Source organism: Azospirillum oryzae, assembly GCF_008364795.1.
GTDB lineage: Bacteria > Pseudomonadota > Alphaproteobacteria > Azospirillales > Azospirillaceae > Azospirillum > Azospirillum oryzae.
Genome location: NZ_VTTM01000001.1, coordinates 949,724 through 973,358 on the forward strand (window position 1 = coordinate 949,724; position 23,635 = coordinate 973,358).

The following is a 23,635-nucleotide window of genomic DNA, read 5'->3' on the forward strand; positions in this document are numbered from 1 at the left end:
CGACTATAGCCGGCCGCGGGGATGCAAGTCAGCAGGCCAGAAGCCGGTCACGCCGACCGGCGGCAGAGATAAGGGCGTCGAGATCAGGGCGTCGAGATCAGGGCGTCGATTTGGCGGCGCAGATCGTTGGGCTGGACAGGCTTGTGCAGGATGCGGATCTGATCCGCCTTGGCGGCGGCCATCAGTTCGGCCCCGGTGTCGCCGGTCAGGATGATGGCGGGCACGGCGGCTCCGCAGGCCTCGCGCACCGCCCTCACCGCGGTGATGCCGGACCAGCCGTCGCGCAGCCGGTAATCGGATAGGATCACGTCCGGCGCCGGACAGCCGGGCAGCTTCGCCAGGACGGTTTCCACATCCTCTGCGGCAAGCACCTGATAGCCCCAGGTGTCCAGCATGATCTCCATCCCGGCCAAGATGATCGACTCGTCATCGATGACGACGGCGAAACGGTCCGGTTTTGTGCTCATGTCCATTTGCGATTGCAGGCCGCTGAAGTTTTGATAAAGAAACAGTATTGGTGCGATTTTGGCGCGCGCAAGTCCTGGAACTGCAATTTTTCATAGCTTGAGCCCGGGTGTTTGGCCGCATCGTTGCCGGACTTCACTCCGGTCCCACGCGGTGCGCCGCACTTGCCGCACGGGCGGCAGCCCGATACCTTCGCCATGATTGCTGTTCAGACATCTCCATAGCACAGCGGAAACACCGCCGTCATGCCCACTGCTTCCACCGGCCCGACTCTTCCCGACTCCGGTTTCACCGACATCCGTCGGGACGGCTGGGTCACCCGCCGGATTCCCGCCCGGCTGCGCCCTTATGTCACGCTGGCGCGACTCGACCGCCCGATCGGGACATGGCTGCTGCTGTTCCCCTGCTGGTGGAGCGTGGCGCTGGCCATGCCGCAGCCCTTCCGGGACTGGCCCTCGCAGCTCTGGCTGATGGCGCTGTTCGGGATCGGCGCGGTACTGATGCGCGGCGCGGGCTGCACCGTCAACGACATCCTGGACCGCAAGTTCGACGCGATGGTGGAGCGCACCCGCTCCCGCCCGATCCCGTCGGGACAGGTGTCGGTGCGTCAGGCGCTGGCCTTCCTGGTGGCCCAGCTTCTGGTGTCGCTGCTGATTCTGGTGCAGTTGGGGACGACGGCCATCGGGCTGGGCGTGCTGTCGCTGCTGCTGGTCTTCACCTACCCGCTGATGAAGCGGATCACATGGTGGCCGCAGGCCTTTCTCGGGCTGACCTTCAACTGGGGGGCGCTGATGGGCTGGGCGGCGGTGCAGAACGATGTCGGCTGGCCGGCGGTGGCGCTCTATGTAACGGGCATCGCCTGGACGCTGGGCTATGACACCATCTACGCCCATCAGGACAAGGAGGACGACGCCCGTATCGGCGTGAAGTCCACCGCGCTGCGCCTGGGCGACCAGAGCAAGATCTGGATCTACGGCTTCTACACCCTGACCTATGTCGGCATCGGCGTCGCCGGCCGTCTGGCCGGGCTGGGCGGGCTGTTCCTGCCGGTGCTGTCGCTGGCCGCCCTGCAACTGGCCTGGCAGGTCGCGACGTGGCGGCCGGACGACCAGGGCGATTGCCTGGACAAGTTCAAGTCCAACCGCTGGTTCGGCTGGCTGGTGCTGGCGGCGATCCTGGCCGGGAAGATTTGAGGCGGAAGATTTAGGGACTCGGATCGGGAGCGGCGGAATGAAAGCCGCTCCTCCCGCACAAACAAAAAAGGCGGAGCCAAGCCCCGCCCTCCCTGCAAACCTGAAATCCGCGCCGATCAGCGTCCGCTGGTCTCGGCCAGCTGGGCGACGGAGTTGCCGGAACCGGGCTTGCGGCCGGGGGCGACGATGCGGCGGCTGCCGGGGGAAGAGACCTCGGCGACCGTCACCGGGGCCGGAGCGGCATGCGCGCCGGCCGGCTTGCGGGACGGCAGGACGGCGACATCCATGCGTTGCGGCTTCTGCGGGGTGAGGGAAGCGACGGCGGTGGCCGGGAGGCTCTGCGGCTTGCGGCCGGGGACCGAGACCGCTTGGCCCTTCTGCGGGTGCAGCGACGCTTCCAGCATGCGCGGGCCGGTGGCCTTGCCGCGGCCGCGCGGGCTGCTGGCGAAGCCCTGGTCCATGCCGCGGTCGCCGGCATCCAGCATCCGGCCGCCGCGCGGTGCTTCCTCGCCTTCCGGCATGATGAAGCCGTAGGCGGCATAGACGCGCAGGCCGAGCTGGTCGGTCGGCTCGTGCCAGACGCGGACGGCGGACCAGTCGTTGTTGCGGGACACATCGACCACCCGCATGCCGCGGCGAAGTCCATCGCCATCCAGCCAGCTGTGGTCGACCTCGATGGTGCGGCGGTCGATCACCGCGCTGACCAGCGAGACGTGGCCGCGGCGCATGTGACCGGTGCGCTTGAAGACGAGAACGGAGCCGACGGCGGGACGGTGTTCGCGGTCATACTGGCCGGCGGCATGATCCCACCAGGTCCAGGCATCGCCGCGAATCGTGAAATCGGAAATGGAGCGGACCGTACGCACGCAATCGCCGTCTTGTGCGGCAGCCGTCGACACGGTAAGGGGGCTGAGCGCGATCAAAGCCGCAAACGAAAGGCCGATGGCGGTTCCCCTCTGCCGCATGACTCCCCCAATCCCTCTGTTTTCCCCTTGGCAGAACGGGTAACACGGGTTCGCAGCTGTGTCTACACCGTTTGAATTATGTAACATTCAAAAGCCATCGACCGCCCTCCCCCCAACAGCGGAGTCCCTTGGGAATCCTCGTATGAACAATGCATCCCCGCCAGATTTCGTCCGCGACAACACGACGCTGACGACCACTCCGCTGTTGCCGGAAATCAAGCTTCATCTTGCCACCGAGGTCACGCCACTCTGGGAGGCGACCGAGGAGACCTTGGCCGCCACGAATTTGCCACCGCCGTACTGGGCTTTCGCTTGGCCGGGGGGACAAGCCGTGGCGCGGCTGTTGCTCGACCGGCCGGAGCTGGTGGCCGGCAAGTCCGTGCTCGATTTTGCCGCAGGCACCGGGCTGGTCGGCATCGCCGCCATGAAGGCTGGGGCGGGGCGGGTGCAGTCCTGCGACATCGACCGCTTCTCGCTCGCCGCCATCGCGCTGAACGCCGAGGCCAACGGGGTGGAGGTCAAGCCGGTCAGCGCCGATCTGGTCGGCCGCCCCCTGCCGGGCATCGACGTGGTTCTGGCCGGCGACGTCTGCTACGAGAAGCCGATGGCGGAGCGGGTCACGGCATGGCTGCGCGAGGTCGCCGCGACCGGCACGCTGGTGCTGCTGGGCGATCCCGGCCGCGCCTATGCCCCCGCCGGCGGGATCGAGAAGGTGGCGACCTACACCGTCCCGACCTCGCTGGAGCTGGAGGACCGGGAGGCGCGCGAAACGGCGATCTGGCGGCTGCTTCCTAACGAGTGAGCCGCGAGACGGCCAGCCGCAGATCGGCCAGGAAGGTCGGCTGCTCCACCAGCTGGCCGCGCAGCAGATAGCTGGGGTGGAAGGTCGGCACCACCTCCACCCCCTCCAGCAGGCGGCAGGGCAGCACCTTGCCGCGCAGCTGCAGGATGCCGTTCTCGCCGGTCAGCGCCCAGGTTGGGGTGCGGCCGAGCGCCACGATCACCGACGGGCGGTAGTCGGCCAGGGTGGCGCGCAGATGTTCGATCTCGCCGGCGAATTCGGCGAGCAGCCGGTCGGATGTGCCGAAGGCGCCCCAGCTCTCGTCGATCTTCCGACCCTCCTTGCGGGCGCGGGCGCGCGAGGAAAAGAAATGCCCGACCTTGTTGCCCGGCGGCTGGTAACGGAAGACGTTGGCGACGAGGCATTCCGCCCGCTCGATGCCGACGGCGGCCAGCGATTCGTCCAGCAGCTTGCCGCTGCGGCCGACGAAGGGGGTGCCCTGCCGCGCCTCCTCCGCCCCCGGCGACTCGCCGACGATGGCGAGCCGTGGTCCGTCCACCGGCTTGGTCGGATACTGATAGTCGGCGAAGGGCATGTCGGTGCGCAGCTCAGTCATCGGATCGCTTCCCAAATTCCCGGCGATGGGTGCAGTCGGGGAGCCGGGCTTGCCGTAGCATCGGCCCGACCCCAAGCTTGTAGGCGGTGAGGTTCTAGCCCAGTCCGTCCAGCCCACCAACACCAGCCTAACAACAAGGGAGAGATCGGGATGACACCGCAAGCACCGACGACGCAGGAACTGGCGGGCAAGACCTGCGAGCCCTGCCGCGGCGGGATACCGCCGATGGACCGGGCGATGGCCGCCTCCTATCTGGTGCAGGTGCCGGGCTGGGTCCTGAAGGAGGATCCCGACCGCATCGAACGCGACTTCAAGTTTCCGGACTTCGCCCAGGCCCAGGCCTTCGCCGTTCAGGTCGGCAACCTCTGCGAAGCGGAAGGCCATCACGCGGAGATCCGCTACGGCTGGGGCCACTGCTCGGTCGCCTTCTGGACCCACAAGATCAGGGGCCTGCACGAGAACGACTTCGTCATGGCCGCGAAGGTGAATGGGATGGCCGATGCGCCCTATGTGCCGGCGTCGGTCGGCACCCCGCCGCCGCCTTATGTGCAGGGGGCGTGAGGGAACAGGCTTCGGGCCCCCTACCCCCATAGTTCCGCGACCGGCGGCTGGACCACCGCACCGTCATAGACCAGCCCCGGTTCGCGGTCGCGGGCCAGCAGCAGCGGGCCGTCCAGGTCGACGTAGCGCGCGCCCTGCCCCACCAGCATCGCCGGCGCCATGGCGAGCGAGGTCGCCACCATGCAGCCGACCATCACCTCGAAGCCCATGGCGTGAGCGGCGCGGGTCATCGCCAGCCCCTCGGTCAGGCCGCCGGTCTTGTCGAGCTTGACGTTCACCACCCGGTAGAGCCCGCGCAGACGCTCCAGCGACTCCAGCCCATGGCAGGATTCGTCGGCGCCCAGCGGCACCGGACAGTCGACACCGCGCAACGCCTCGTCCTGGCCGGCCGGCAGCGGCTGCTCGATCATCTCGACGCCCAGCCCGGCGAGCACCGGGGCGAACTGGTGCAGTTGGTCCAGCGTCCAGCCCTCGTTGGCGTCGACAACCAGCCGGGCGGCGGGGGCGGCGGCGCGGACGGCGCGGACGCGGTCGAGATCGCCCTCCCCCGTCAGCTTCATCTTCAGCAGCGGATGGCGCGGCGCCCGCTCGCGGGCCGCGGCGGCCATCGCCTCGGGTTCGTCCACGCTCAGCGTGTAGCAGGTGACCAGCGGTCCCGGCGGTTCGGTCAGCCCGGCCAGTTTCCAGGCCGGCACGCCGCTGCGTTTGGCCTCCAGGTCCCACAGGGCGCAGTCCAGCGCATTGCGGGCGGCGCCCGCCGGCATCTGCCGGGCCAGCGAGTCGCGGTCCAGTCCGCCGGCCACCGTGTCGGCCATCGCCTCCAGCGCGGCGATGACCCCGTCGACGCTCTCGCCATAGCGGGCATAGGGCACGCATTCGCCGCGGCCGCGGTGGGGGCCGTCGGTCACTTCCGCCACCACCACCGCGGCTTCGGTCTTGGCCCCGCGCGAGATGCGGAAGGCGCCGCGGATGGGAAAGGTCTCCCGACGGACGGTGAGTTGCTGGGCGGACATGATCGCGAACCCCGAAACGGAACAGGGCCAGGAGTGTATCCCGGCCCCGTTCCCGAAGGCGACAGTCAAGTCGGCAGGATCACCGGTCCTGAATGATGACGCCGTACCAGCCGAGCCCCTTGTAGGTTTCGTAGCCGGGGGTCAGGGCATAGCCGACCAGCCGGTTCTTGTCGTCGATGTAGTGGCCCATGGTGGAGGCACTGCGGCGCAGCGGCACGGTCTCGGTCAGCAGGCCGCGGCCGTCGGACGAGGCGATCACCCGATGGCGGGCGTCGAGCAGCAGGCACCGCGACTTCTCGCGCTCCCCGGCTTCCAGCCGCACGCCCTCGACCACCGCGGCGGCCTGCGGCTCCCAGTCGAAGAAGATGCCGAGCACGCCGATGGCGTCGCCGTCCGCCTCGCCGTCGCGGCGGATCGCGGTCGCATAGGTGGCGACGACGCGGTCGTCCAGGCTGCGGTTGCGGGCGACGTCGCCGACGGTGAACTCGCCGCCGTTGCGGGTGGCCAGCGCCTGCCGGAACCACGGCTCGTCCGACACGTTGGCGCCGCGCGCACCGGGATAGCGGTCCGGCCGGCCGTTGGCGATGACGTTGCCGTTGCGGTCGGCGATCCAGAGGTCGAGATAGACGGTGTAGGATTCCAGGATCACGCCCAGCCGGCGCGAGGCATGGCGGCGCGCCTCCTCCGTCGGGTCGGCGGCGCAATCGACCACCGCGCTGTCGGTCGCCCACCAGCGCACGTCGCAGGACCGCTCATACAGGTTGCGGTCGATGATCTCGATCATGTTGAGCGACAGGTCGGCCAGCCGCTTGCCGTGCATCTCCTGCACCATGGCGCTGCCGGTGGTGGTCAGATGGTCGACGCGGGCGACGATCTCCGACCGCAACTCCTTGGTGATGCTGTTGACCTGGGTTGAGATCTCCGACACCTCGTTGGCGACGACGGCGAAGCCGCGTCCGGCGTCGCCGGCCCGAGCCGCCTCGATCAGGGCGTTCATGGCCAGCATCTTGGTGCGCCGGGTGATGTCCTCGATCAAGGACACCTTCTTCGACGCAACATCCAGCACGCCCCGCGACAGCTCGAAAAGATCGGTGCCCGCCATGCTCATCGTCTTGTCCCCCGTCATGACCGTCCCTGCATCCTCCAAATCAAAAGCCGTGCCAACGGTCGCCGACGCCCCGTGAACGGCCCACCCTCCCGGTTTCCGCGGCGCTTGGCCGCAGAGGGCATGACGCCATCCGGCATTTCGGGGGAGTTGTACGGTTAAGCTGCTGAAACAGCAGGCATGCTGGCGACGGGTTGCTCAACAGGTTGCGAACTTGCCATGGGCGCGGCATCCATGTTGCGGACACGTAACACGAATTCTCCGCAAATTCGCAATAAAAATTCTTATCTGAGCAGCAACACGCCAGATCAATTCCGCATTGCAAAATCCCATGCACATGCTGTGCACATTCGCCGGGCAGTTGATGCGGAGCGCATCACTGCACCACGGGAAATGCACCACGGAAAAGCCGTCAGGCCACGCGGTGCATTTCGTCCAGGAAACGCTGGACCTCGCGGGTCAGGCGGTCGGCCTCGGCGGCCATGCGTTCGGACGCGGCGAACACCTCGTGCGCGGTGCCGCTGGTGCGGCCGGCGGCATCGGTGACCTCACGGATGTCGTCGGACACCGCACGGGTGCCGGCGGCGGCCTGTTCCATGTTGACGACGATCTCGCGCACGGCGGAGCCCTGTTGCTCGATCCCGGCGCTGATGCCGGCGGCGATCTGGTTGATCGACTGGATGGTGCGGCCGATGCCGACGATGGCGCCCACCGCCTCGTCGGTGGAGGACTGGATGCCGGCGATCTGGGCGGCGATGTCGCCGGTGGCCTTGGCGGTCTGGTCGGCCAGCCGCTTCACCTCCTGCGCCACGACGGCGAATCCCTTCCCCGCCTCGCCGGCGCGGGCCGCCTCGATGGTGGCGTTCAACGCCAGAAGATTGGTCTGGCTGGCGATGTCGTTGATGAGGGTGATGACGTCGCCCACCGTCCGCGCGGCGCCGGACAGGTTGCCGACCAGCGCGTTGGAGCGCTCGGCCTCGCCCGCCGCGTTTTCCGCGACCTGGGCGACCTCGCCGATCTGGCGCGCAATCTCGGCGATGGAGGCGGACAATTCCTCCGTCGCGGCGGCGACGCTGCCGACATTGCTGCCGGTCTGGGCGGCGGACGCCGCGACCGACGACGCCTTGCCGGTGGCCTGGGTCGCGTCCGTCTCCATGGTGCGGGCGGAGACCTCCAGCTGGTGGGCGGTGTCGGCCACCTCGCTGCACACGCTCTGGATCTGGCCTTCGAATCGCTGGGTCACGCCGGCGAAGCCCGCCACCTTCTGCGAGATGCTCTCCGTCGCCGCGTTGATCGTGCGGCTGGCGTGCAGGAAGCCGCCCTGCATGCCGCGGAAAACGATCCGGCGGAAATATTTGTGTTCCGACACCGCGTGCATGGAGGCGGTCGCCTCGCGCACGAAGGCGTCGGTGCGGTCGATGGCGTCGTTGGTGACGTGCATCAGCTCGCCCAGCGCCCCGCCCTCGCGGATGCCGATCACCCGCGCCTCGAAATCGCCGGCGGAGATCGCGCGGTTCACCCGGGTCAGTTGCTCCACCACCGCACAGGCGCGGCGCAGGAACAGCAATGCCCCGCCCAGCGCCGCCAGCCCGGCCAAGGCAAGCCCGGCGCGCAGGGCGATCCCGCCGATGCCCAGCAGGTCGACCGTCAGCAACGCCGCCAGCGCCACCCCGCCCAGCACCGCCAGGCAGCCGGCCCGCGTCAGCGAAGACGCCTTGGGAGAGGACGACTTAGAGGGAGAAGACGAATTCGTCATACCCGATCCCCTTCTCCGCCAGCAGGGCGAGGACGGCGGCGAAGCCCGCCTCCATCCCCTTCTTGCGGTCGGCATGGCTGTTCTCGATGTCCAGAAGCTGGCGGTAGAGCGGGATCACCTTGTCCAGCGCCGACCGTTCCGGCACCCGGCGGGAGGAGTGATAGCCGATCACCCGACCTTCGGCGTCGAAGCTGGGCGTGACATGGGCGAAGACCCAGTAATGGTCGCCGTTGCGGGCGCGGTTGACCACATAGGCGAAGATCTCCTTCCCCGCCGCCAGCGTGTCCCACAGCAGCTTGAACACGCAGCGCGGCATGTCGGGATGGCGGACGATGGAATGGGGGGCGCCCATCAGGTCGGCCTCCTCATAGCCGGCAACCCGCTGGAAAACCCGATTCGCGTAGGTGATCCGACCCTTCAGATCGGTCTTGGAAACGATGACTTCATCCGGGTCGAAGAAGCGTTCCACCCCCGTCAGGGGGACGTCGCGTCGTGCCATGTGCCTTCCGGTCTCCCGCTTCCCGGACCCGCGCGGTCCTGCATGCGTCCGCTTGCGGCGCGGACCGGGCGGCAGAACCGGATTATTTCCGGATCGACATGCCGCGCGATCTCCCGCACTGCGAGTACCGCAACGAATTGCACTTTAATGTGACGGAAGCTATCAGGAAAGACCCTACCCATTGCGGTGCCGAAATATTTGGGTGACCATCATCCGGTCGGATGAAATCCACCTACTCCGGCGGATAGGGGATGGTCAGCAGCCGGCCGGCGGGCGGGTTGTCCACCGTGACCACCGTGCCGTCGGGCCAGCGCACCTCGACCTGCTCCACCTCATGCAGCGCGCCCAGCCCGAAATGCGCGACCGGCTCGCCCTGGCAGAGATAGCCGGACCCGGCGCTGACGACCCGGCGCTGCCGGCGTCCGCCCGCGGTCAAGCTGACCACGGCGCCACGGGCCGGTGCGCCGTAGGGGGTCAGCGGCTGCACGCGCAACCAGCCATTGTGCGAGGCTGCCGGGCGGTAGATGGACAGCGGTTGCGCCACGGCATCGGGCCCGCCATGGGCGCTACCGTGCGCCAGCACCAGCTCCAGCCGGCCGTCGCCGTCGATGTCGGCCGCGACCGCGCCGGTGCCCAGCCCCTTCGGCTCCGCCGCGTCGCCCAACTCCAGCTCCTGCCACTGGTCGTTGCGCCAGCCGAACAGGCGGTTGGGCTCGCCATGGGCGTGGAAGAACAGCTCCTCATAGCCGTCATTGTCGAAATCGGCGGCAACGACGGTGAACATGCGGCCGGGCATCGACAGATCGGCGCCGGCCGCCTCGACGAAGGCGCCGCCCATGCGCTGATGGAACAGGCGTTGCGCCCCATCCCAGGTGCCGACCGCCAGATCGAACAGCCCGTCGCCGTCGACATCCAGCGCCACGACCGCGCGTCCGGAGGGGCGCGAATCGACGATGCCGCGCTCCTCGGCGATCTCCTCGAAATTGCCGTCGCCCAGGTTGCGGAACAGCTGGTTGGGCCCGCAGTCGTTGACCGTCACCACGTCCATATGGTCTGAGACGATGGGCAGGGTGGTGACGCCGCGGGCCGCCCCGATGGAGTCCAGACCGGCCTCCTCCGCCCCATCCTCCAGCCGGCCGCGCCGGGTCAGCTCATAGAGGCGCAACGGCCCGCCGTCGGTCGCCACCAGAAAGCCGTAGCGGCCATGCCCCCAGCGGTCGAGCGCCGCCACCGCGCCGGCGGCCGTGTGGTTGGCCGCACCGGCATTCTCCGCCTGGGCGAACAGGTCGAGCCAATGCTTGCCGAAACAGGCGAACAGCCGATCGGCCATGTCCTTGGCACCGGTGACGCGGTCGCAGTTGACGACGTAAAGCTCCTCCCGCCCGTCGCCGTCGATGTCGGCGGCGGCCAGCCCCATGGCGGGACTGGAGGGATCGGCGATCAGCGGGGTGGCGATGTCGACCAGACGGCCGTCGACCCATTTCAGGACGAGGTTGGCGGTGCGGTAGCCGGCCACGACCAACTCGAAGGCGCCGTCGCCGTCGATGTCCGTGACCGCAATCCCGTTCGACGGCCGCGGCGGGTTCTCGGCGAGCAGCGACGAGCAATCGAGGAACATATGCACCCTCTTGTCCCGTGGTCGGTCCACCCTCGCCGCCCGCAACAGGCCTTTGGAGCCATTGGGCTTTCGAGCGGTGTATCCCTGTTGATACCCCGTCCCCGCCCGTCCGTAAACCCGGACGGAGGATCAGGGACGGCCTATGCCCGATGCCGCATCGCGGCTCCACGCCGCACCAACGTCTCCCCGGAAAGCAAAATCCCCCCGGCGCGGTGACGCCGGAGGGATTTGGCCAAGGAAATTTCAGGGAGACGAACGCCGGGTCCGCTCAAATGCGCTTCTTCGCGCCGGCATTGCCGGCCGCACGCTTGCCCGCCGCATCGTCGTTGCCGGCCGGCTTTTCCGCCGACTTGGCGGCCGCCGCGGCCTTGGCCTGCTCGCGGGCCGGCAGTTCGATGTTGACCTCCAGGGTCGAGCAGTCGCCGCCGCGGTCGAGCTTCACCTCGACCTTGTTCTCGTCGATGTTGACGTATTTGGCGATGACCGCCAGCAGTTCCTGCTGGAGCATCGGCAGATAGTCGGGTCCGCTGCGCCCGGCGCGCTCGTGCGCCATGACGATCTGCAGACGCTCCTTGGCCTGGACGGCCGACGCGCGCGGGGCCGCGCGGAAGAAGTTGAAGATGCTCATGCGCTCCTCCGCAGGAGCCGGCTGAACAGGCCCTTCTTCTGGGGGGTGACGAAGCGATGCTCGATGTCCTCGCCCAGGAAGCGGCCGACCGCATCCGAATAAGCGAGCCCGGCGTTGGAGACCTCGTCCAGGATCACCGGCATGCCGACGTTGGAGGCGCGCAGCACCGCCTGGCTTTCCGGAATGACGCCGAGCAGCGGGATCGCCAGGATCTCCAGCACGTCGTCGACCTTCAGCATCTCGCCCCGCTCGACGCGCTCCGGGTCGTAGCGGGTCAGCAGCAGCTGCTGCGTCACCGGCTCCAGCCCCTGTTCCGCCCGGCGGGACCGCGAGTTCAGCACGCCCAGGATGCGGTCGCTGTCGCGCACCGACGAGACTTCCGGGTTGGTGACGATGATCGCGTGGTCGGCGAAATAGAGCGACATCAGGGCGCCGCGCTCGATGCCGGCCGGGCTGTCGCACAGGATGTAGTCGAATTCCTTCGACAGCTCGTTCAGCACCTTCTCCACCCCCTCGCGGGTCAGCGCGTCCTTGTCGCGCGTCTGCGAGGTCGGGAGGATGTACAGGTTCTCGATCCGCTTGTCCTTGATCAGCGCCTGGTTCAGCTTCGCTTCGCCGTTGATGACGTTGATGAAGTCGAAGACCACCCGGCGCTCGCAACCCATCACCAGGTCAAGGTTGCGCAGGCCAACGTCGAAGTCGATGACGACCGTCTTGAAGCCGCGAAGCGCCAGCCCGGTCGCAAAGGCCGCGGACGAGGTCGTCTTGCCGACACCGCCCTTGCCGGAGGTCATGACGATGATCTTGCTCAACGGAGCCTCTCCCATAATCCCAAAGTTGCCGTCACCGATACCAAACACCGTCCGAAGATTGTCGTCTCCGGACAAGATTCCGTCGCTTCAGCTTTCAGGCGGTCTTCAGCAGGTCCATGCTGAGGACGCCGTCGCGCAGGAAAACCTGCACGGCTTTCTTGTAAAAGTCACTGCCGATGTCTTCGCTGACACGATAATTGCCTGCGACCGATAGCACCTCCGCCTCCAGACTGTGGCAGAAGATGCGGGCGTTGCCGTCGCCGGAGAAACCGGCCAGCGCCCGGCCGCGCAACGCGCCGTAGACATGGATGTTTCCGTCGGCCAGCAGTTCCGCCCCCGGAGAGACGGAGCTGGTGACGATCAGGTCGGTCTTCTCGGCATAGACCCGCATGCCGGAGCGCACCGGCTCGGTCACCACCACGGTCGGGCGGTGGACGACCTCGATCAGCACCTGCGGCGCCGGGATCGGCGTCTGCCCCTGCTGGTGCGGATCCTGCTGCCGCGGATCGGGGGCCTTCACGACCTCTTCCAGCTTGGCGGCGCGGCCCGACGGCATCGGCGTCAGCCCGACGGTCATCGCCGCCTCGCGCACCGGCTGCGGCCCGCCCTGGAAGCCGACCGGCAGCAGATGCAGCGCCTGCACCTGCGACACGAAGGCGCCCAGATCGAAGACGATGCTCTCCGGCAGGTCGTCGAAATCCAGCACGACCGGCGCATTGCGGAAGAAGTTGGGTGCCTGCCGCACCTTGACGTTCAGCTGGGTGAAGAAATCCGGCGATGTCGGGGCGAAAACCTTCAGCACCATCATGGTGAAGGAGTTGCCACGCAACTGGAACGGCGCATCCCGTTCGGCGACCTGACTGGCGCTGCTCACCGTAGCCTTCCCGTTCGTTCCTGCCGCCTCGTGCCGTGCTTCCGGTTCACCCGTAGCCCGCAACCGCCCCAGAGCCGCCGTCGCGCAGCACCGGCATCGAGCCAGCCAATCAGCGCCTTCTAGCCGTCCACACCGGTCGGATTCAAGAGTTTCCCCGTCCACCGGGATGACAATCGAAAGCCGCGCTGCCGCCTGCCGCGGGACAAACGCCCACCCTCCCCGACTGTCGCCCGAAGCGACGATCCGGAAGCGCAGCCCGCCACCGCGGTGGACAGGCCAGGGTTGCAACATGACTTTCGATTTCCCCCGTGACCGACCATAGTAATGAAAGCCCGCGACAGCGGCAAAGCCTTTCGGCCGCCTCCGCCGGAAGGCTATCCCGCGGCCGGTCCGGCTCGGCGGAAAGGGTTACCAAGCCCGCTCTGGCGGCTTTCCTGCGGCACCCACACCACATCTGGTATGAATATTTTGCGTCGGCCGCAATTTTGCCTGACGCCGCGCGTTATGACCGGTACAGTCAGGTTGCGTGGCTTTCACCGACGACGAGGTTCTCTTGCACCTTGTTTCGCCCATAGAGCACCTCCCCCGTCGGCCCGCACCGGCATGTCCGGACCCGGCACGCCATCCGGCCGCAGTGCCCGGCGAAGCACCCATCACCGCGCATCCATGCGACCGATCGAGCCTCCCCCCTGCGGGAGGCTTTTTTGTGCCCGGAAACCCCATTCCGGGGTTTGGCTCCACCCCCACCATTCGAGGAGATGCGACATGGCCAAGCGTTCGAGCAAAGGCATCGCTGCGGCGGACGACTCCACCGTCCACCCGCTTTTCCCCGGTATGAACGCCCCCGCCGCTTTCGGCTGGGACCCGCTCGGTGGGAACGAGGATCGCCGCGACCAGAGCTATCTCCGCAAGGTGAAGCCGCAGAACCCCAACCAGAAGCTTCTGATGGACGCCATCAAGACGCACAATCTGGTGGTGGCGCTGGGCCCTGCGGGCACCGGCAAGACCTACATCGCCATCTCGTCGGCGGTGGAGGCCCTGGAATCCGGCAGCGTCGACCGCATCGTCCTGTCCCGCCCGGCCATCGAGGCGGGAGAGAGCATCGGCTATCTGCCCGGCGATATGCATGAAAAGATGGCGCCCTTCCTGCGCCCGCTCTACGACGCGTTGACCGACCGGCTGGGGTCCAAGCGGCTGCGCACCATGATGGCCGACGGCACCATCGAGATCGCCCCGGTCGGCTTCATGCGCGGCCGCACCCTGAACAACGCCTTCGTGGTGATCGACGAGGCGCAGAACTGCACCTATGCCCAGATCAAGATGCTGCTGACCCGGCTGGGCTGGCATTCCACCATGGTGCTGACCGGCGATCCCGACCAGACCGACCTGCTGGACAACCTGTCCGGGCTGGCCGACATCGCCCGCCGGCTGGAGGCGGTGGAGGGAATCGCCGTCGCCCGCCTGACGGAAAAGGACATCGTCCGCCACCCGCTGGTCGCCAGCATGCTGACGGTCCTCTGATCCTCCGGGATCGTCCTGTGGTTGCGCGGGAGTTGCGGTCACCGCATCTCCCGGCAGCCTGCAAGCCGGCCTTCGCCGGTCACACCCCACTATGGTTGCAATAATGACATTCCGTTGAGCGAAACGTAAGATATACGAACATTAGCACTTGACGAGCAGCCCCGGCCCGGCAAAAAGTCCCGAAAATTTTATGGACATCGCCGTTTCGTTGCCGAAGGGGTTGCCGCCGTGACCGTTGCCTTGTTCGAACGCATCAGCATCAAGGGCAAGATAGCACTGATCCTGGCCGCGGCCGGCCTCGGGCTGGTTCTGGTCGCCGCGGTCAGCCTGATGGGCCTGCGCGCCGAGATGATGGCCGACCGCCAGGACAAGACCCGCAACGTCGTCGAGGTCGCCCACAGCCTGATCGCCCATTTCGAGACGCAGGAACGCGCTGGCACCCTTCCCCGTGCCGCGGCTCAGGCACAGGCGAAAATCGCCCTCAAGGCTCTGCGCCACGATGGCGACGAGTATTTCTTCATCACCGACCTCGCCCCGCGCATGATCATGCATCCGATCAAGCCCGAGTTGGACGGTACCGACGTGTCGCGCAACGCCGATCCCAACGGCAAGCTGCTGTTCCAGGAGTTCGTCCGGGTGGTGAAGGCCGACGGCGCCGGCTTCGTCGACTATCTCTGGCCCAAGCCGGGATCGGCACAGCCGGTGGCGAAGCTGTCCTATGTCAAGGGTTTCACCCCCTGGGGCTGGCTGATCGGGTCGGGCATCTACATCGACGACGTCGACGTCGCCTTCCGCCAGGCCGCGCTGCGGCTGGCCGGGACCGGGCTGCTGATCGCGCTTGCCGCCGTGCTGCTCGCCCTGCTGGTCAGCCGCGCCATCGTCCGGCCGCTGGACGGGCTGGGCCGCGTCATGCAGGATCTGGCCGGCGGCAACAGCGCGGTCGCCGTGCCCGGCCTGGACCGCGGCGACGAGATCGGCGCGATGGCCCGCACGGTCGAGGTCTTCCGGGTCCAGCAGATCGACCTCGCCCGCCATTGGGACCGGCAGAAGATCGAGCATCGCGTGACCGATCAGCGCGCCCAGGCGCTGAAACGGCTGACCGACCGCTTCGACGCCACCATCGCCGAGACGATCCGCACCGTCGGCAGCGCCGTCGGCACGCTGGAGACCACCGCCCGCGCCCTGTCGGCCACCGCCGACCGCAACCGGCGCGAGGCGACCTCCGTCGCCGGCGCCTCGCAGCAGGCCTCCAGCAGCGTGCAGACCGTCGCGTCGGCGGCGGAGCAGCTGACCGGCTCCATCGCCGTGATCGGCGAGCAGGTGGTGACCTCTTCGGCCATCTCCACCCAGGCGGTGGAGGCGTCGCAGAAGGCGGGCGAGCGGATCGACGGGCTGGGTCAGGCCGCCCGTAAGATCGGCGAGGTCGCCGACCTGATCGCCGGCATCGCCGGGCAGACCAACCTGCTGGCCCTGAACGCCACCATCGAGGCGGCGCGAGCGGGCGAGATGGGCAAGGGCTTCGCCGTGGTCGCCGGCGAGGTGAAGACGCTGGCCAACCAGACCGCCAAGGCCACCGAGGAGATCGCCCGCCATATCGGCGACGTGCAGGAGGCGACGCGTGCCGCCGTCGCCGCGATCCACGAGATCGGCGCCATCGTCGCCCGCAGCGACGAGATCGGCACCTCCATCGCCACCGCGGTCCAGCAGCAGGGCGCCGCCACCGGCGAGATCGCCCGCAGCGCCGGCGAGGCGGCGGAGGGCACCCGGCAAGTTTCCAGCAGCATCGACGCGGTTTCCGACGCGGCCCTGGAGACCGAACGGTCGGCCGACGCCCTGCTGGAGGCCGCTGGAGGTCTGTCGCGGCAGGCACAGGGGCTGCGCGGCATGGTCGATGCCTTCCTGGTCAATGTCGGGGCGATCAACTCCGCGCCGCTCACCGCCCTGCATGACGCGCCTTCGGAAGGGTCGGAGCTGTTCATGCCCTGGACGGAAGGCCTTGCGGTGGGTGAGGAGGCGATCGACACCGACCACATGATCCTGATCGCGCTGATGAACGAGGCGGCCGCTCTCGCCCAGCAGGCCAAGGCCGCACCGGCGGGGCGGGAGGGCGGCAATCGCCGGGCATTGGGCGAGGCCGTCGGCCGGCTGCTGGCCTACACCGTCCTGCATTTCGAGCAGGAGGAACGGCTGATGGACCAGTGCGGCTATCCCGGCACCACGGCCCACAAGGCCCAGCATGAGGCGCTGCGCACCCGTGCCGGCGAATTGCGCCGCCGTCTGGATGCCGGCGACTCCGTGGCGGACGAACTGCTGGCGCTGCTGCGCGAATGGCTGTTCGAACATATCCAGCGCGCCGACAAGCGGATCGGCGAGCATCTGGCGGCAACGGGCCGCAGCATGGAGGCAAAGGCGACGACGGCGGTGGCGGCGAAGGCGGCCTGACCGGGGCATCGGCTGCGCAATGGCGCCGCGCCCCCTTGACCTCGCCCCTTGACCTGGGTCGCGGACGGCCCCATTCCTGACGGACCATGAAGACACGTCTCCTGCGCATCGCCGCCGCCTCCGTCCTCGCCATCGCCGTGTCCGCCGGTATCGCCTGGTGGCAGGTGCGCAACGCCGCCACCACGGTGGAAAGCGGAACGAAGTCCGCAGTGCCGATCGGCGGTCCCTTCACGCTGACCGATCAAACCGGCAAGTCGATCACCGACGCCGATTTCCGCGGCAAGTATATGCTGATCTATTTCGGCTATACCTATTGCCCGGACGTCTGCCCGACCGAACTTGGGGTGATGACCCAGGCGCTCGACCAGCTGGGGCCGAAATCGGAGCAGGTCCAGCCGATTTTCATCACGATCGACCCGGACCGCGACACTGTGGCGCACATGAAGGACTATGTGAGCCTGTTCCACCCCCGGCTCGTCGGCCTGACCGGCACGCCGGAGCAGGTGCGGGAGGCGGCGCGCGCCTATCGCGTCTATTATGCCAAAGCACCGCAAAAGGATGGAAAAGCCGACGACTACCTGATGGATCACTCCAGCTTTATTTACCTGATGGGGCCGGACGGGAAGTTCGTCGGGGTGTATCCCGGCGGCACCACCGCCGACAAGATCGCGCAGGATCTGTCGCCCCGTATTGCGGGCTGAGTGGGGCGGACCGGCCCCGGACCGGGTGAAAAGCGGCGAAAAAACCCTGAAAAGCGGTCATACCACCGGGTTTTTTCGCATGCTGGAGCGGGACAACGCGCCGCAGCGCGGCAAAATCCGCGAGTTTTCGGCTCTTTTCTTTATTTTTCAACGACTTACACTACAGGTTTTGCGACTTGACAGGGTAACGCCCCGCCCGTATGGTCTCGCCGCTTTCGCATGGCTGCGAGCCAAGAGTGATTGAGAGGCGGAATGAACAACAAATCGCCCCCCGATCCCTTGGATGATCTCGAAGCCCGGTTGCGCAAGGCGCGTGAGGGACAACGCGGCTGGTCGGGCGGACCCGGTAGCAAATACCACCGTCCGCCGCAGGGCGCTCTCGCCACCGCCTGGCGCATCGGGACCGAACTGGTCGCGGCCATGATCGTCGGCGTCGGCGGCGGGCTTCTGCTCGATCGCTGGCTCGGCACCGCGCCCTGGGGACTGATCGTCATGTTCTTCCTGGGGGCTGCGGCGGGAGTCCTGAACGTCTACCGGGCCGTCACAGGCTTCGGCATCGCCGCCGGCTACCGCCGGCCCACTGGGGACGACAACGAGCGCCAAGACGGCGACGCACACTGAGCGAGGACGACCTTGGATCCGCTGCACCAGTTCCAAATCAACCCGTTGTTCCAGATCGTGCTCGGCGGCTACGACGTGTCCTTCACGAACTCGGCCTTCTTCATGGTCGTGGCCGTGGCGGCGATCTACGCCCTGCTGGTCATGGGCGTGGCGAACAAGTCGATGGTTCCGGGCCGCCTGCAGTCGCTGGCCGAGATGTTCTACGAGTTCGTCGCGAACCTGGTGCGCGACAACGCCGGCCACGACGCCCGCCCCTATTTCCCGTTCGTGTTCTCGATCTTCATGTTCGTGCTGATCGGCAACATGATCGGCATGATCCCGTACACCTTCACCTTCACCAGCCACATCATCGTGACGTTTGCGCTGGCGGCGACGGTGTTCGTGTTCGTGACCATCCTGGCCCTGATGAAGCACGGCCTGCACTTCTTCTCCTTCTTCATGCCGCATGGCGCTCCGATCGCGCTCGCTCCGATCCTCATCCCGATCGAAGTGATCTCCTACGTGATGCGCCCCGTCAGCCTCTCGATCCGACTTTTCGCCAACATGATGGCGGGTCACACGATGCTGAAGGTCTTTGCCGGCTTCACGGTCATGATGATCAGCGGCATGGGCGCGCTGGGCTTCGTCACCGGCCTCGTCCCGCTGGCGATCAACGTCGCCCTGACCGGCTTCGAGTTCCTGGTGGCTTTCCTGCAAGCCTACGTCTTCTCGATCCTGACCTGCCTGTACATCCGCGACGCCCTGGAACTGCACTAAGCAGCGCCTGACGATCGCCGGACCCTAGTTCACCAACAGTTCCAACAAGTTCACCCTTACCTAGAGGAAGAGAGTACTATGGATCCTCAAGCCGCCAAGTTCATCGGTGCCGGTCTTGCCGTTATCGCCCTCGCCGGTGTCGGCCTGGGTATCGGCAACATCTTCTCGACGCTGATCGGCTCGATCGCCCGCAACCCGGCCGTCCAGCCGAAGGTCTTCCCGATCGGCATTCTGGGCTTCGCGCTGACGGAAGCCGTCGCGCTGTTCGCCCTGCTGATCGCCTTCCTGATCCTGTTCGCCTAAGGCCAGAGCGGCTTTTCAAAAAAACAGCTCTGACGCGGCGCCGGGCTTCCTGATCGGAGTTTCGGCGCCGCTCCTTTGCCTAGGGGGACCGATCATGCCGAACCTGTTGGCCAAAGGCCGGCTGGCCCGCTGGTCGGGAGTGGCGGGCGCTTCGCTCGCTACCCTCACCACGATGGCCGGCACCGTCCTGGCGGCCGCGGCGGAGCACGCTCCGGACGCGGCGCACGGCGGCGAGCACGCTTCCGGCGGCCTGCCGCAGCTCAATCCCGCCAATTTCCCGACCCAGATCTTCTGGCTGGCTCTGACCTTCGGCGTTCTCTACTACCTCATGTCCAAGAAGGCGCTTCCGCGCGTGGCCGAGGTTCTGGAAGCGCGGCAGGAGCGCATCTCGCGCGACCTCGCCAAGGCCGCCCAGCTGAAGGAAGAGGCCGAGGCCATCCTGGCCCAGGTCGAGAAGTCCCTCGCCGGCGCCCGCAGCCAGGCCCAAGGCGTCATCGCCGAGGCCAGCGCCGAGATCGAGGCGAACAACCAGGCCCGTCAGGCCCAGCTGAACGCCGATATCTCCGAACGCCTGCGCAATGCCGAAGCCTCCATCGCCGCGGCGAAGGAACAGGCTCTGGCCAACATCCGCGCCGAGTCGACCGGCATCGTCCAGGACATCACCGGCCGTCTGGCCGGCGTCGAGGTCGATCAGGCCCAGGCGGATGCCGCCGTCGCGGCCGTGCTTGAGGAGCGCCGGGGATGAACGCACCTGAATTTTGGGTCTTCGTCGCCTTCGTCATCTTCGTGGCCCTGGTCTGGAAGAAGGCGTCGGCCGCCATCGGCACCATGCTGGATGGCCGCGCCGAGCGCATCCGCTCCGAACTGGACGAAGCCGAGCGTCTCCACAAGGACGCACAGGCCCTGCTGAACGGCTACCAGAGCCGTCTGGCCGACGCCCAGAAGGAAGCGGAGGCCGTTCTGGCCCATGCCCGCGAGGAAGCCGCCCGCCTGCGCAGCCAGGCCGGCAGCGACCTCGAAGCGTCGCTGAAGCGCCGCGAGGCGCAGGCCATGGACCGCATCGCCCAGGCGGAAGCCGCGGCGCTGGCCGAGGTCCGCAACCTGACGGTCGACATCGCCATCGGCGCCAGCAAGCGCGTCCTGTCCGGCGGCCTGCCCGCCGCCCAGGCCGACAAGCTGATCGAGCAGTCGATCAGCGAACTGCCGAAGCATCTGCACTGATCGTTCCCCCGATCGATCAGCCGGGTTCCGCGGCAATGATTGTTGCGGCGTGAACAACGGACTTTGGAAAAACCCCGGCCTATGCGCCGGGGTTTTTCTTTGCTGGAATGGAACGGTCGCCAGTCCTCATCTGCCCTCCCCTACCGCCCGGCCGGAGTTCCGTTCACCGATGTCCGATATCACCCCGCTCCCATCCGTATTCGTCTCCCACGGCGCCCCCACGCTGATCCTGGAACCCAGCGCCGGACGCGACTTCCTTGCCGGGCTGGGCCGCAGGCTTGGACGGCCGAGCGCGATCCTCGCGGTTTCGGCCCATTGGACCACTGGCGTGCCTGCAGTCAGCGGAGCGGAGGCGCCGGAAACCATCCATGACTTCTACGGCTTTCCCGATGCGCTCTACCGCATGCGCTACCCGGCACCGGGCGCGCCGGCACTGGCGGGGCGAGTGGCGGACCTGGCCGGAGCCGTCGTCGATCCGTCGCAGGGGCTGGATCACGGCGCCTGGGTCCCGCTGATGCTGATGTATCCGGAGGCCGACATCCCGGTGGCGCAGCTGTCGGTGATGCCCCGCCGCAGCGCCGCCGATCACATCGCGCTCGGCCGGGCGCTCGAACCCCTGCGGCGGGACGGCGTGCTGATCCTCGCCAGCGGCGGCGCCGTGCACAACCTGCGGGAGTTCCGCTTCGGCGGCACCAGCGCCGCCCCCTGGGCGACCGGCTTCGCCGGCTGGCTGGACCGGACGCTGGAGGCCGGCGATGCCGATGCGCTCGGCAACTGGCTCGACGCCAGTCCTGACGCCCGCCGTGCCCACCCGACGGACGAGCATTTCCTGCCGCTGCCGGTAGCGCTCGGTGCCGCCGGTCCTCGGCCGAGGACCGAGCGGCTGCATGCCGGCTTCGAACATGGCAGCCTGGGCATGCACGCCTATGCGTTCACCGCCGCCGACACGGATCCCGCCAGGGACGCCGATTCCACCTGATCTTTGGCGGTACTCCGTCGCACACTTGTCTGTTTGCCTGAGGGGATAGCCAAGCTACAATCCGCGCCGCGCGGCGACCGGCCGCTCATTGGTTGTGGCCGGTCGGACGCGGGAATCGTCAGGCACAGCGCGAGCGGGAGTCGGTGTGAAGCGGAACGGCATTCTGTCCCGGAGCGGCCGCCGGACCCGATTCCGCGACATGACCGTGTCGGCGCGGGTGGGCGCCGGCTTCGGCATCGCCCTTGGGCTGGTGGTCCTGCTGGCCCTGGTCGGGCTTGGCTGGTTCTACGCGGTGTCGCGCGACATCGGCGCCTTCTCCGGCCGCGCCGACCTGTCCCAGGTGGCGGCCGACGCCGACGTCAGCCTGCGCGACCTGGAGGTCGCGGTGCGCGACCATCTGACCTATGGCGACGACCAGAGCCTTCTCGACGCCTCCTGGCGGCACGACACGCTGCGCGAGCGGCTCGATGCGCTGGCCAAGGGCGTGGTGGAGACGGCTGACCGGCAGGCGGTGGACAAGGCCCATGCATCGCTGGAGGATTATTGGGCGGCGGTGCAGAAGCTGATCGCCCTGCGCGGCGACCGCAACGGCCAGATGACCGGCGTGCTGGAACCTCTGGTCGCTCAGACCCGCCAGAAGCTGAACCAGCTCAAGAATGCCGGCGGCGTCGATTCGACCGCGCTCGCCAGCGACGCCGCCATCGCCACCCTGCTGATGCAGGAGCATCTGACCCGCTATATCGACCGTCGCGATCCGCAGGACGCCGAGGCGATGCGCGCCCAGCTGGCCGTCGCCCGCGACCGTCTGGCCGAAATGAACCGCTATTTGTGGGTGCCCGGCACCAAGCAGGCCATCGACGAGGTGACTGCCCTGCTGGCGAAGGCGGGCGGCGTGCTGACGGCGATCGAATCGTCGGTGGTCGAGGAGGACAATCTGCGCGCCGAGGCGATGGCCGCCAACGCGGCCGGCATCGCCGCAAATCTGGGCGAGATCCGGCGGCGGGCGGAGGCGGGGACCCAGGCCTTGCGCGGCACGCTGGGCAACGGCCTGTCCGGCTACACCAACGTCGCGCTGTGGATCGGCGGCCTGATCCTGCTGGCCGGGCTCGTCGCGCTGTGGCTGGTCCAGCGCAGCGTCGCGGTTCCGGTGAGGACGATGGCGAACGCGGTGACGGCGCTGGCCGCCGGCCGCACCGACATCACCCTGCCGGCGCTGACCGGCCAGGACGAGATCGCCGCCATGGCCCGCGCGGTGGAAGTGCTGCGCGGCAACGCCGAGGACACCGATCGCGAGCGTCGCGAGGCGGAGGTCGAACACACCCGCCTGCTGCGCGAAAAGGCGATGGCCGAGGCCTCCAGCCGGGCCAAGAGCGACTTCCTTGTCAATATGGGCCACGAACTGCACGGGCCGCTGACCGAGATCGTCAATGCCAGCCAGACGCTGATGACCGACCTGCACCGGCTGGGCGTGGACGAATTGGCGACCGACGTCGAGCATATCCAGTGGACCGGCGAGCAGCTGACCACCCTGGTCGACGCCATCCTGGATTACGCCAAGGTCGAGGCCGGGGCGATGGACGTCTGCCTGCAGGATTTCGACATCAACCGGCTGCTGACCGAGGCGCGCGAGCGCTCGATGCCCGCCGCCGACCTTTACGGCAACGCGCTGGACCTGTCGGCGCCGGCCGGGCTGGGCCAGATGCATTCCGACTTCACCAAGGTGCGGCAGACCCTGCTGAACCTGCTGGACAATGCCTGCAAATTCACCCAGGACGGGACGGTGACCCTGGCGGCGGAGAAGGTGGAGCGCGACGGCGCCCGCTGGTACCGCTTCACGGTCGCCGATACCGGACGCGGCTTCCCCACCGCCCAGACCGGACGGTTGTTCCAGCCCTTCGTCCAGGGCGCCGGCAACGGTGCGGTGGCGACCCGCGGCCAGGGCAAGCCACGCGGCGCCGGGCTTGGGCTGACGCTGGTCGGGCACTACACCGCCATGCTGGGCGGCGACATCGAAGTGGCGAGCGAGCCCGGCCAGGGCACCCGCATCACCATCGCCCTGCCCGCCGTCTATGAACCGCCGGCGGAAGAGCGCCCCCTGCAGGTGGAGGCGGTCGGCAACGCCAAGCCGCTGCTGCGCGTCGCTTCCCTGAAGCCGGCCGGGCATCTCGCCAGCAGCACGTCGATGACGCAGATCGGGCCGTAATC

The 23,635-nt window shown here is 67.8% G+C and carries 24 protein-coding genes; 13 read left to right on the forward strand and 11 right to left on the reverse strand.

Annotated elements, in window-relative coordinates:
- Nucleotides 1-83: 83 nt before the first annotated feature.
- Nucleotides 84-467, reverse strand: coding sequence for a response regulator (locus FZ938_RS04555; protein WP_246457516.1), 384 nt, complete (start codon nt 465-467; stop codon nt 84-86).
- A gap of 243 nt (nt 468-710) precedes the next feature.
- Between FZ938_RS04555 and ubiA the strand changes: the two genes are divergently transcribed.
- Entirely contained in the window at nt 711-1,658 is a 948-nt protein-coding gene (gene ubiA, locus FZ938_RS04560) for a 4-hydroxybenzoate octaprenyltransferase (RefSeq protein WP_149197426.1), read from the forward strand.
- Between the two features lie 116 nt (nt 1,659-1,774).
- Here ubiA and FZ938_RS04565 read toward each other — a convergent pair whose 3' ends face one another.
- Nucleotides 1,775-2,524 (reverse strand): CHAP domain-containing protein, encoded by a 750-nt coding sequence (locus tag FZ938_RS04565; RefSeq protein WP_246457517.1) that lies wholly within the window; start codon nt 2,522-2,524, stop codon nt 1,775-1,777.
- Nucleotides 2,525-2,765: 241 nt separating this feature from the next.
- Here FZ938_RS04565 and FZ938_RS04570 point away from each other — a divergent pair, with 241 nt between their 5' ends.
- Entirely contained in the window at nt 2,766-3,425 is a 660-nt protein-coding gene (locus FZ938_RS04570) for a class I SAM-dependent methyltransferase (protein ID WP_149197428.1), read from the forward strand.
- On the opposite strand, the gene FZ938_RS04575 is transcribed toward FZ938_RS04570, so the two are convergent.
- The gene (locus FZ938_RS04575) at nt 3,415-4,020 is read right to left on the reverse strand and encodes a uracil-DNA glycosylase (protein WP_149197429.1); all 606 of its coding nucleotides are present in this window, start codon (nt 4,018-4,020) and stop codon (nt 3,415-3,417) included. The two genes, FZ938_RS04570 and FZ938_RS04575, sit on opposite strands and share 11 nt — an antisense overlap.
- A 150-nt stretch (nt 4,021-4,170) precedes the next feature.
- Here FZ938_RS04575 and FZ938_RS04580 point away from each other — a divergent pair, with 150 nt between their 5' ends.
- A complete protein-coding gene (locus FZ938_RS04580) occupies nt 4,171-4,581 on the forward strand; it encodes a 4a-hydroxytetrahydrobiopterin dehydratase (RefSeq protein ID WP_149197430.1) in 411 nt (136 codons plus the stop codon).
- A gap of 20 nt (nt 4,582-4,601) precedes the next feature.
- Here the strand turns inward: FZ938_RS04580 and dgcA are convergent, their stop codons facing one another.
- The 8 genes from dgcA to minC form a co-directional block, all read right to left on the reverse strand.
- Nucleotides 4,602-5,594 (reverse strand): N-acetyl-D-Glu racemase DgcA, encoded by a 993-nt coding sequence (gene dgcA, locus FZ938_RS04585; protein WP_149197431.1) that lies wholly within the window; start codon nt 5,592-5,594, stop codon nt 4,602-4,604.
- A gap of 79 nt (nt 5,595-5,673) precedes the next feature.
- Nucleotides 5,674-6,720 (reverse strand): methyl-accepting chemotaxis protein, encoded by a 1,047-nt coding sequence (locus tag FZ938_RS04590; RefSeq protein WP_149197432.1) that lies wholly within the window; start codon nt 6,718-6,720, stop codon nt 5,674-5,676.
- Between the two features lie 391 nt (nt 6,721-7,111).
- Complete coding sequence (locus FZ938_RS31310; protein ID WP_149197433.1) at nt 7,112-8,455, reverse strand: methyl-accepting chemotaxis protein; 1,344 nt, start codon at nt 8,453-8,455, stop codon at nt 7,112-7,114.
- A complete protein-coding gene (locus FZ938_RS04600; protein WP_149197434.1) occupies nt 8,430-8,954 on the reverse strand; it encodes a PAS domain-containing protein in 525 nt (174 codons plus the stop codon). The genes FZ938_RS31310 and FZ938_RS04600 overlap by 26 nt, the downstream gene beginning before the upstream one ends.
- Before the next feature lie 232 nt (nt 8,955-9,186).
- On the reverse strand, nt 9,187-10,572 hold the full coding sequence (locus tag FZ938_RS04605) for a CRTAC1 family protein (protein WP_149197435.1): 1,386 nt from the start codon (nt 10,570-10,572) through the stop codon (nt 9,187-9,189).
- Nucleotides 10,573-10,840: 268 nt separating this feature from the next.
- Nucleotides 10,841-11,200, reverse strand: a complete 360-nt coding sequence (gene minE, locus FZ938_RS04610) for a cell division topological specificity factor MinE (RefSeq protein ID WP_149197436.1) — start codon at nt 11,198-11,200, stop codon at nt 10,841-10,843.
- The gene (gene minD, locus FZ938_RS04615; RefSeq protein ID WP_085088446.1) at nt 11,197-12,012 is read right to left on the reverse strand and encodes a septum site-determining protein MinD; all 816 of its coding nucleotides are present in this window, start codon (nt 12,010-12,012) and stop codon (nt 11,197-11,199) included. The genes minE and minD overlap by 4 nt, the downstream gene beginning before the upstream one ends.
- Nucleotides 12,013-12,106: 94 nt before the next feature.
- Nucleotides 12,107-12,886 carry a septum site-determining protein MinC gene (minC, locus tag FZ938_RS04620; RefSeq protein WP_149197437.1) on the reverse strand — a complete coding sequence of 260 codons (780 nt, stop codon included), beginning with the start codon at nt 12,884-12,886 and terminating at the stop codon, nt 12,107-12,109.
- A gap of 765 nt (nt 12,887-13,651) precedes the next feature.
- Between minC and FZ938_RS04625 the strand changes: the two genes are divergently transcribed.
- From FZ938_RS04625 to FZ938_RS04670, 10 genes are all read left to right on the forward strand, one after another.
- Nucleotides 13,652-14,407, forward strand: coding sequence for a PhoH family protein (locus FZ938_RS04625; protein ID WP_149197438.1), 756 nt, complete (start codon nt 13,652-13,654; stop codon nt 14,405-14,407).
- Between the two features lie 228 nt (nt 14,408-14,635).
- Nucleotides 14,636-16,849, forward strand: a complete 2,214-nt coding sequence (locus FZ938_RS04630) for a bacteriohemerythrin (RefSeq protein ID WP_149197439.1) — start codon at nt 14,636-14,638, stop codon at nt 16,847-16,849.
- An 86-nt stretch (nt 16,850-16,935) separates the two neighbouring features.
- Nucleotides 16,936-17,550 carry an SCO family protein gene (locus FZ938_RS04635; RefSeq protein ID WP_149197440.1) on the forward strand — a complete coding sequence of 205 codons (615 nt, stop codon included), beginning with the start codon at nt 16,936-16,938 and terminating at the stop codon, nt 17,548-17,550.
- A gap of 252 nt (nt 17,551-17,802) precedes the next feature.
- Nucleotides 17,803-18,171 carry an AtpZ/AtpI family protein gene (locus FZ938_RS04640; protein ID WP_109154071.1) on the forward strand — a complete coding sequence of 123 codons (369 nt, stop codon included), beginning with the start codon at nt 17,803-17,805 and terminating at the stop codon, nt 18,169-18,171.
- A 12-nt stretch (nt 18,172-18,183) separates the two neighbouring features.
- Nucleotides 18,184-18,927: a F0F1 ATP synthase subunit A gene (locus tag FZ938_RS04645; RefSeq protein ID WP_109154072.1), complete on the forward strand. Its 744-nt coding sequence runs from the start codon at nt 18,184-18,186 to the stop codon at nt 18,925-18,927.
- 78 nt (nt 18,928-19,005) lie between these two features.
- A complete protein-coding gene (locus FZ938_RS04650; RefSeq protein WP_012973363.1) occupies nt 19,006-19,230 on the forward strand; it encodes an ATP synthase subunit C family protein in 225 nt (74 codons plus the stop codon).
- 94 nt (nt 19,231-19,324) lie between these two features.
- A complete protein-coding gene (locus tag FZ938_RS04655) occupies nt 19,325-19,975 on the forward strand; it encodes a F0F1 ATP synthase subunit B family protein (RefSeq protein WP_109156034.1) in 651 nt (216 codons plus the stop codon).
- Nucleotides 19,972-20,451 carry a F0F1 ATP synthase subunit B family protein gene (locus tag FZ938_RS04660; protein ID WP_149197441.1) on the forward strand — a complete coding sequence of 160 codons (480 nt, stop codon included), beginning with the start codon at nt 19,972-19,974 and terminating at the stop codon, nt 20,449-20,451. The genes FZ938_RS04655 and FZ938_RS04660 overlap by 4 nt, the downstream gene beginning before the upstream one ends.
- Before the next feature lie 169 nt (nt 20,452-20,620).
- A complete protein-coding gene (locus FZ938_RS04665) occupies nt 20,621-21,430 on the forward strand; it encodes a DODA-type extradiol aromatic ring-opening family dioxygenase (RefSeq protein ID WP_149197442.1) in 810 nt (269 codons plus the stop codon).
- A 199-nt stretch (nt 21,431-21,629) separates the two neighbouring features.
- Nucleotides 21,630-23,633: a sensor histidine kinase gene (locus FZ938_RS04670; protein WP_246457519.1), complete on the forward strand. Its 2,004-nt coding sequence runs from the start codon at nt 21,630-21,632 to the stop codon at nt 23,631-23,633.
- The last annotated feature ends 2 nt before the right edge of the window (nt 23,634-23,635 follow it).